At 71.2% G+C, this 6,074-nt stretch carries 7 protein-coding genes; 4 read left to right on the top strand and 3 right to left on the bottom strand.

The genetic code is table 11. From position 1 onward, the window contains the following. Positions 1 to 252 precede the first annotated feature (252 nt). Positions 253 to 660: a hypothetical protein gene (locus ACWF7A_RS13640; RefSeq protein WP_452250758.1), complete on the bottom strand. Its 408-nt coding sequence runs from the start codon at positions 658 to 660 to the stop codon at positions 253 to 255. 96 nt (positions 661 to 756) lie between these two features. Between ACWF7A_RS13640 and ACWF7A_RS13635 the strand changes: the two genes are divergently transcribed. Both ACWF7A_RS13635 and ACWF7A_RS13630 read left to right on the top strand, forming a co-directional pair. After that, positions 757 to 1,581 (top strand): class II glutamine amidotransferase, encoded by an 825-nt coding sequence (locus ACWF7A_RS13635; RefSeq protein WP_452250757.1) that lies wholly within the window; start codon positions 757 to 759, stop codon positions 1,579 to 1,581. Positions 1,582 to 1,652: 71 nt separating this feature from the next. After that, positions 1,653 to 2,228: a DUF4360 domain-containing protein gene (locus ACWF7A_RS13630; RefSeq protein ID WP_452250756.1), complete on the top strand. Its 576-nt coding sequence runs from the start codon at positions 1,653 to 1,655 to the stop codon at positions 2,226 to 2,228. Here the strand turns inward: ACWF7A_RS13630 and ACWF7A_RS13625 are convergent. Further along, on the bottom strand, positions 2,173 to 3,438 hold the full coding sequence (locus tag ACWF7A_RS13625; RefSeq protein WP_452251147.1) for a glycosyltransferase 87 family protein: 1,266 nt from the start codon (positions 3,436 to 3,438) through the stop codon (positions 2,173 to 2,175). The genes ACWF7A_RS13630 and ACWF7A_RS13625 overlap by 56 nt on opposite strands. 249 nt (positions 3,439 to 3,687) lie before the next feature. Here ACWF7A_RS13625 and ACWF7A_RS13620 point away from each other — a divergent pair, with 249 nt between their 5' ends. Together ACWF7A_RS13620 and ACWF7A_RS13615 are read left to right on the top strand one after the other, a co-directional pair. Next, entirely contained in the window at positions 3,688 to 4,224 is a 537-nt protein-coding gene (locus tag ACWF7A_RS13620; RefSeq protein WP_452250755.1) for an RNA polymerase sigma factor, read from the top strand. Continuing rightward, positions 4,217 to 5,254: a CU044_5270 family protein gene (locus ACWF7A_RS13615; RefSeq protein WP_452250754.1), complete on the top strand. Its 1,038-nt coding sequence runs from the start codon at positions 4,217 to 4,219 to the stop codon at positions 5,252 to 5,254. The genes ACWF7A_RS13620 and ACWF7A_RS13615 overlap by 8 nt, the downstream gene beginning before the upstream one ends. Before the next feature lie 15 nt (positions 5,255 to 5,269). Here ACWF7A_RS13615 and ACWF7A_RS13610 read toward each other — a convergent pair whose 3' ends face one another. Next, the gene (locus ACWF7A_RS13610; protein WP_452250753.1) at positions 5,270 to 6,037 is read right to left on the bottom strand and encodes a hypothetical protein; all 768 of its coding nucleotides are present in this window, start codon (positions 6,035 to 6,037) and stop codon (positions 5,270 to 5,272) included. Positions 6,038 to 6,074 lie beyond the last annotated feature (37 nt).

Below are 6,074 nucleotides of genomic sequence, written 5' to 3'. Positions count from 1 at the left end.
GTCCGTCCCGCAGTGGTGCGGTGCAGACCTGTGCCTGCAGTGCCACAGACGGGCCGTCCTTGCGGCGACGTGAGCGGGGGGCGTCCTCGCGGTCACGTGAACCTGAGCGTCCTTGCGGTCACGTGAGCGGGCCCGTCCACGCGATGATGCTGACGACGGCGACAGCAACGGCGACGGCCCTGCCTGCACCACTACGGCGGCCCGTCTCCGCAGCACCGCGCCCCCGGTCCACCACCGCGGCCGGGGCACCGGTCACCGGCGCCGGTCGGTGGTCCCCCACCCGGGCGGGGCGATCCGATCCGTGGCCTCGGGATCGATGGCGTGCCGAGCCACGTGCCGCCCGGGCTTCGGCTTCTTCCCCATCAGCATCAGGGTCACGGCCACGATCAGGCCGAACGTGGCCAGACCCGCCGCGACGGCCCGAGCGGCCGGGTGGTCGAGGATCAGGGTGCAGACGGTCAGCGCGAGCACGAGGGCCGCGATCGGACCGATGACGGCGATGTCCGAGCGTTCCTCGGGCTCCTGGACGGGCTCGGGCTGGGCCTGGACCTGGTACTGGGCCGGCGGCACCTGCGCGACCGGGGCGTAGACCTCGATCGTCTCGAAGTTCCCGCGCGGCTTTTCGTAGGGCGGCTGCCGTAAGCCGGGAGGGACCGTCACCCCAGCCATGCTGCCCGAGGAAGGCGCGTCGCCGCAAACCTCCCATTCCGGTCTGCTACGTGTTCCCATGTAACGCTGGGTTCGAGGAGGTTCGCAATGTGCCGGTGGCTCGCGTATTCCGGTTCGCCGGTCCTGCTTGAGGAGTTGCTCTACGCGCCGGAGAACTCGCTCGTCATGCAGTCGAAGCACGCGCGGCTGGGCGCCACGGCGGTGAACGGTGACGGGTTCGGCATCGGCTGGTACGGCAGCTCGAGCACCCCTGGGCTCTTCCTCAGCACCGAGCCGGCGTGGAACGACCGCAACCTGCGCGAACTGGCCGCTCAGATCACCGCGGACCGGGTGTTCGCGCACGTGCGGGCGTCCACGGGCGGGGCGGTGCAGCGGTCGAACTGCCATCCGTTCCGGCACCGGAACTGGTTGTGGATGCACAACGGGCTGATCGCGAAGTTCCCGCTGGTGCGGCGCGAGCTGATGCTGGCGATCGACCCGGTGCTGTTCCCGCTGGTCGAGGGGTCGACGGACTCCGAGATCATGTTCTACCTGGCCATCAGCTTCGGGCTGGAGCAGGACCCGCCGGCCGGGGTGGCGCGCATGGTCGAGTTCGTCGAGGACGTCGGGCGGCGGGCCGGGGTGGAGTACCCGATCCAGATGACGGTCGCGGTCACGGACGGGTCGACGACCTGGGCGTTCCGGTACTCGAGCCGCGGGAAGTCGCGCAGCCTCTACCACAGCACCGACATTTCGACGTTGCGCCGGCAGTACCCGGACAACCCGGCGCTGCACGACCTCACGGACGACTCGCGGCTCGTCGTGTCCGAACCGCTCGGCGACCTGGTCGGGGCGTGGCAGGAGGTGCCGGAGTCGACGTGCGTCGTGGTCAGGACCGGCGTCGAGGAGGAACTGCTGCCGTTCAAGCCGTGAATCGTCAGGGAACCGTCAGGCGCTTCGCCGCTACCGTCTGAGTCCGCCGCCACGACTCGGAGAGGTTCCTCATGCTCACCACGGCAGCGGCAGCACTCCTCGCGCTCTCCGCTCTGGCACCGGCCCAGGAAGCGCCCGTCCTGGAGGTCGTGACCGTCAACGGTTCCGGCTGTGCGGCGGGCGACGCCGACGTCACGACGGACGGCAGGACGTTCACGATCGGCCACCACACCTTCCTGGCGCGGGCGGGCGGTGGCTCGTCGCCGCTCGACCAGCGCAAGAACTGCCAGCTCGGCCTCCGCGTGACCGTGCCGGCGGGCTACACGTACGGCCTGGCGCGGACCACGTACGAGGGCTACGCGCACCTGCAGGACGGGGCGACCGGGCTCAGCCGGGTCAGCACCTACCTGCAGGGCACCTCGCCCACCGCGACCGTCAGCCGGGCGTTCACCGGGCCGGTCAGCGACCGCTGGGAGACCCGCTACCGCCCGGAGCCGGACGAGATCCAGTGGGTTCCGTGCGGCGTGAGGCGCGACATCAACGTCAACGCCGAGGCCCGCGTCACGCTCGGCGCCGCGGACCCCGGCCGGCTCAGCTTCGTGAACGTCGAGTCGAGCCGGGGCGCCGTGCGGACCAAGCGCTGCTGAGTCCGGGCCTGGCGGCCAGCACCACGAGCGCGCCGATCGCGACCCACGTGTAGGCATCGCCGTAGAGGTGCTGCTGCCAGGTCCACAGCATCTCCTTGTCCCCGGTGCTCGGCAGCCACGTGAACGGGTGCGCGAGGAAGACCACCAGCAACGCGCCGAGCGTCCGGTACCTGCGTGCGAACCCGAGCGCCAGGAACGCCGGCACGCACCAGACCCAGTGGTGCGACCAGGACACCGGCGAGACGAGCAGGCCCGCGGTGGCGATCGCGGTCAACGCCACGACCTCGTCACGCGCCTTGAAGGCCGAGACGACAGCGAGCGTCACCACGACCAGCGACAAACCCGCCCACAGCACCGGCTCCGCGTGCTCGCCGGGATCGATCCGGTGCAGCACCCCGCGCAACGACTGGTTCGTCATGTACGCGAGACCACCGGCACGCCCCGGGTCGAGCAGCGCGTGGAACCAGAACTCCGCGGAGTCCTTGGCAGCCAGCAGAAAACCCAGCAGGGTCATGCCCGCGAACGCCACCATCGACATCGCGGCGGCGCGCCATTCCCTGCGCACCAGGAAGTACAGCAGGAAGACGAGCGGCGTCAGCTTGATCGACGCGGCCACACCCACCAGCAGTCCGCGGAACCGCGGGTCGCGCACCCCGAGGCAGTCCACCACCACGAGCGCCATCAGCACGAGGTTGACCTGTCCGAACAGGAACGTCGAGATCACCGGCTCCAGCGCCACCCCGAGGACCGCGACGGCGGGCCCGACGGTCCACACGACGTCCGCGCGCCGGGTGAGCCGCGCGGTGACGAGGACGCAGACCACCGACAGGCACAGGAAGTTCACGGCGACCACGAGCGCGTTCGCCGCCCACACCGGCAGGAACGTCAGCCCGCTGAAGAGCACCGCGGCGACCGGCGGATAGGTGAACGGCAGCCGCGGGCCGTCCAGGGCGCCCGGGAAGCCGACGTAGAGCGCGTGTCCCTGCAGCCACGCCTCCCCGCCCGTGCGGTACACCTGCAGGTCCAGGAAGTAGAAACTCAGGCCTGTCAGGCAGATCGGCAACGCGGCCAGCGCCACGCACCACAGCACGCGCACGACCTTGCGCGCGGCCACCCAGCGATGCCGGGCCGACAGTCGTCTCCGGCCCGACTCGAACGCCTCGGCGGTCATCGGCGGGATCTCGCCGGCGAGCCGGCTGATCAACAGCATCTCGTTCACGGCACCTTGTTGGCCGGAGCGCGCGACGCCGTTCCCGCGAAGGGACGTGACAGTCCTCATGGGAACGCGCCCCGCAGTCGCGCCAACGACGCCCGCGAGCGCATCAGGCCTGGTCTTGGCACCGCCGGTGATCCGGCGAGGCACGTCACACCACCCGGCCGGGAATGCGCGGGCCCCCATCGGCCAATAGTTTCCGTGAGCACCGAGACAGCGCCGCCGGCGCGAACAGGAGGGCCGGGGGTGACCGAGCCTCTGGACAGGGACGCCTGGGTCGAGCTTTACGACAGGCACGCCCGCGATCTGCACCGCTACCTGGCGCTGCGGGTGGACACGGCCATCGCGGACGACCTGGTGTCCGAGGCGTTCCTCATCGCCTGGGAACGCCGCGGAACCTTCGATCCGGCCCGTGCGAGCGTCAAGGCGTGGCTGTTCGGGATCGGGACGAACCTGCTGCGCCAGCACGTGCGCTCCGAGGGCAGGCGGCTGCGGGCCTGGGCGCGCGACCACGGCAGGCGCGCGGTGGCCGACCACGTCGACGACCGGACGGTGTCGGCGGTGGACGCGAAGTCGCTCATGAAGGACCTGGGCGAGGCGCTCGCGGACCTGCGGCCGGAGGAGCGCGACGTGCTGCTCATGGTGGCGTGGGCCGACCTGAGCGCGGCCGAGGTCGCCGAGGTGACCGAGACGCCGGTGGCGACGGTGCGGACCCGGCTCTTCCGGGCGCGGGCCAGGCTCCGGGCGAAGATCAACGGACAGGAGGGTGACGACGATGCGTGAAATCCGTCAGGTCGAGGACGAGACGGTCAAGTGGGCGATGTCGGACGTCGCCCCGATGAGCGACGAGGCGTTCGAACGGGGCCGTGCGGCACTGCTGGCGCGCATCGACGCCGACGAGTCCGCACAGGACTCCGGCGAGGTCGTCGCGCTGGCACGCCGGCGCAGGCGCCACGTCCCGCTGCTGGCCGCGGCCGCCGTCATGCTCGTCATCGCGGGCGCCGCGCTGGTCGCCCCGTCGCTGATCTCACGCCTGGACGGCCCGAGCGTGGGCAGCGCGGAGGCGGCCGACCTGCTCTCGAAGGCCGCGAACCTCACCGGCGACGCGAAGCTGCGGCCGGGTCAGTACCTGCAGGTGAACCTGGACGCCCGCTGGTACCTGCTCGACGCCCGGCACCGGTTCCTGTACCTGCAGGACCAGCGGCAGCAGACGTGGATCCCGGCCGACCGCGCGGGCACGTGGCTCTACCGGCACCGGATGGTCGGCGACCGGCAGTGGCTGATCGGCTCGGAGCGGGAGAACTCGGGCGACGTGCCGAAGGAGCTGCACAAGGACAGCGAGTCCACGTCGACCGGTGGGCCCGCGCTGCACGACAAGATCGACGCGAGCTTCCGCGCCCCGTCGGTCGAGTACCTCGCCACGGTCCCGCTCGACCCGGCCCAGCTCTACGAGAAGCTGCGCGACGAGGCCGGGACCAACGACGGCAACGTCTTCATGCAGATGGTCGGCGACGGACTGGACTCCGGCGCGTACCCGGCCGAGGTGCGGTCGGCCGTCTACCGCGCTCTGAGTCATCTGCCGGGGTTGGAGGTCACCGAGGACGTGGCCGTGTTCGACGGCCGCAGGGGCACCGCGTTCGGCGTCACCGAGGGCGAGGTGACCGAGCAGCTCGTCATCGACCGGGCGACCGGCGAGTACCTCGGTTCCCGCACGGTGCTGGCCGAGGACGCGTGGGGCCTGAAGGAGGGCCAGGTCATCGGCACCACGTCGGTGACCACGAAGGTCGTGGCGGGCATCGGCCTCGACTCCTGAGGCCCCACCGAGGACTCACCGGGCCCGGTGCAGCACCACCCAGACCTCACCGGGCCGTTCGACCGCGCCGGGGAACCACCTCGGCGCGATCACCTCGGTCAGCTCGTCGACGCGGTCGAGCAGCGTGCTGACCGCGGGCTCGCCGACGACGACCACGGCGGACCAGTCGACGTGGGCCAGCAGGAAGTCCCGCGTGACACCGAACTTCTCCTCCAGCACCACCATCAGCTCGTGCCCGGTGTCGGGCCCGGCGTCGACCTCGCTGACGTCCGGCACCTCGGCCTCCTGCGGTTCCACGACGTCGGCGTCGGCGTCCGCGTGCTGCTCGGACCAGACGTGCTTGCTGAGCGAGTGGATGCTCGACGTCAGGTCGTGCGACTGGTTCTCGTCGAGGATCAGCGTGATCGCGCGCCCGTCGGTGAGCGTGAACGTCAGCTCCGCCTCGGGAAACGCGCCCGAACCCGGCATCGCCGCGACCGACCCGGCGACCTCGGCGGTCAGCAGGTGGTCCGCGTGCGTCTCGGCGCCCATGCTGAACGACGGCAGGTTCGCGGCCATGTCCACGACGAGCCGCGCGGCGGTGAAGAACGCCTCCTTGTCGCGGAACTCCGTGCGGCTGCTGGTGATCGTGCGTCCGATGCCGGCGGGCTCGGCGTAGGCCTCGACCGTGCCGGTGCCGTCCCAGCGGGCGTGCACGGTGATCCCGTTCGCCAGGCGCTTGCGGTAGTTCTCCTGGTCTCCGCGGCGGGACAGCTCCCAGCCCGCGACCTGCTCGTCGGGCAACGCTCTTCCTCTCGGCGGGGATCTCCGAACGGTGTCA

This window comes from Lentzea sp. NPDC055074 (genome assembly GCF_053608005.1).
Note: the sequence above shows the minus strand (reverse complement) of the source record. Positions and strands in the feature narration are given on the sequence as shown.